Genomic DNA, 2549 nt, shown 5'->3' on the forward strand with positions numbered 1-2549 from the left:
CAGCGGCACCGAGCAGCGGATCTTCTACCGCGTCGGCGCCCAGTACTACCTGATCCAGACCCAGTCGTACTCCTCCAACCAGCAGGCGGCTCTTCCCGCGAACGCGGACGAGTCGACGTCCAGCAAGAAGGTCAGCGCCAACGTGGTCTCCAGCGGCCCGGTCAAGTGAGGAACCTCGTCATGAGAACAAGAATGAGACGCCTGTTGCAGGTGTCACTGGCCGCGGTCCTGGGGATCGCCGGCCTGCCCGTCCTGATGAGCGGCGGCAACGTCGCCCAGGCCGTCGAGACGGCGAAGTGCAAGCCCACCGCGAACGTGTTCGTGGGCATCGCGAACAGCAACGACTTCCGGTTGCGCAAGAACAGCGAGCCCACCGCGGGCTACAACGTGTGGACGATGGACAAGGGCATCGGCTGGGGCTGGAACGTCCGGTTCATGGCCGGCCCCAGGGGTTATGTCTGGTTCATCGAGGACAACGCGCTGCGCCGGCACCGCTGGAACGACGACACGCAGAGCTGGTACAACGGCGGCGTCAGCGAGGTCATCCAGACCGGCTGGGGTGGCTGGGACCAGCCGAAGTTCCACTTCCGCGTCACGGTCGACTCCAACAACTACGTCTACACCGTCGACATGAGCGGTGACCTCGCCGTGCACAAGTACGACGAGGACAAGAAGACGATGACCCGCACGGTGCTCGCCACCGGCTGGGACAAGTACGACCACATCTTCGCGGCGGGTGACGGCGTGATCTACGCCCGTGACCCGAACGTGAGGGGCGGCGAGCTGCACCGCAACGTCTACAACCACAAGACCGGCACGTGGACGGACCGGGACAGGGTCGTCGGCGAGGGCTGGAGCATGTACAAGCAGATCACCTCGCCGGGTGCCGACATCATCTACGGCACGCACGCCGGTGGCGAGACCTGGTGGTACCGCTACCTGCCGGCGCAGAAGAAGTGGCAGAAGGGCGCCTACGGCAACGACCGGGAGCGCATCTCCACCTGGACCGACGCGGACGAGATCGCCCCGGCGATCGACTCGTGCTCGCTCGGCGACGTGGCGCCAGAAGTGGAGTGCAAGTTCTCCGCTGACATCTTCGGGTCCTTCTCCGACAACAACCTCTGGCGCCGCGAGCACATGGAGCCGGAGACCGGTGTCACGAACTGGAACACGCCCCAGAACATCGGTTTCGCCTGGAACGACAACCAGCGCTTCCTCGCCGGCGCCAACGGGTGGAAGTACACCATCAGGCACAGCGGTGAGGTGCACCGGCTGCGGTGGAACGGCACCGGCTGGGACAACAACGGCATCAGCGAGAAGATCGCCGAGGGCTGGGGCGGCTGGGCCGATCCCAAGTACCACTACCGGATCACCGTCGACAGCAACAACCACTTCTACGCCGCGCTGGCGACCGGTCAGCTCGAGCACATGATCTACGACGACGTCGCCAAGTCGTGGACCAAGGAGATCATCGACGACGGCTGGGGCAAGTACGACCAGGTGTTCGCCGCCGGTGACGGCGTCCTGTACGCCCGCGACCGCAGCGTGAACGACGGCGCCCTCTTCCGGTTCCACTACGACTGGAAGAACCGCCGCTGGATCCAGTACGCCGAGCAGCTGCCCGGCGCGGGCTGGAACATGCACAAGCAGATCCTGTCGCCCGGTGCGGACATCATCTACGGCCTCGCGGGCTGGGACCTCTACTGGTACCGCTGGGACAACGCGAAGAAGGAGTGGGCGAAGGGCGCCGAGGACACCACCCGTGAGCACATCTACTGGTGGCAGAACGTCAACGAGTTCATGGTCGACGTCGACCAGTGCAAGCTGAAGACGCCTGAGGTCGTGACGCCGCCGACGAGCATCCCCGCGCCGCAGAACGAGCGTCCGCAGATGATCTACAACCCGACACGCACGCAGTTCGAGGTCAGCTACGTCGATGACGCGGGCACGTTGTTCTGGGGTTACCAGACGGTTCCGGGCACCGAGAACATGGCGTTCCAGGGTCTGTCGAGCACCGGCTTCACCGGCCGGGCGACGCTGGCGCAGCGGGACGACAAGAAGACCGTCGTGATGGGCTATGGCACCAACGCCCAGGCGAAGGCGTACACGCAGCTGACGCCGGGCGACACCAAGTGGAACGCGCCGGCCGGCGTGAACGGAGCGTTGTTCAGTGCCCCGATCCTGGTGCGCGGCAACGACAAGCTGCTGACCGCGTTTGCCGTCGACGGCAACAACAAGCTGTGGTACGCGCAGCAGTTCACGGCGGACGGTGGGTTCCGGTCGTGGCGTCAGGCCACCAACACCGGTGACTACAGCATGACGGGTGACATGACCGTCGTGCCGGCCGGTGACGGCTTCGAGATCGCCTACCGCGACTCGCAGAACGCGATCGCCGTGAAGCGGTTCGTCAACGGCGCCTTGCAGCCCGCACGCACCGCTCCGGGTGTCGCGGGTGCGGGCACGCCGGGTGCGGTCGTGTTCTCCGACGGCAAGGTGCAGCTCGCGGTCCGCGGCACGGACAACAAGGTGTACACGCAGAAGGAAGGTGC

1 protein-coding gene is annotated in these 2549 nt (G+C 65.6%); it reads left to right on the forward strand.

Annotation, left to right across the window (positions count from 1 at the left end; translation table 11 throughout):
• Positions 1-192: 192 nt before the first annotated feature.
• Positions 193-2549, forward strand: a 2357-nt coding sequence (locus tag DI276_RS47675; RefSeq protein ID WP_269814376.1) for a tachylectin-related carbohydrate-binding protein, incomplete at its 3' end; no start/stop codon positions are given.

The sequence above is a fragment of the Lentzea terrae genome (genome assembly GCF_003265345.1).
GTDB lineage: Bacteria > Actinomycetota > Actinomycetes > Mycobacteriales > Pseudonocardiaceae > Lentzea > Lentzea terrae.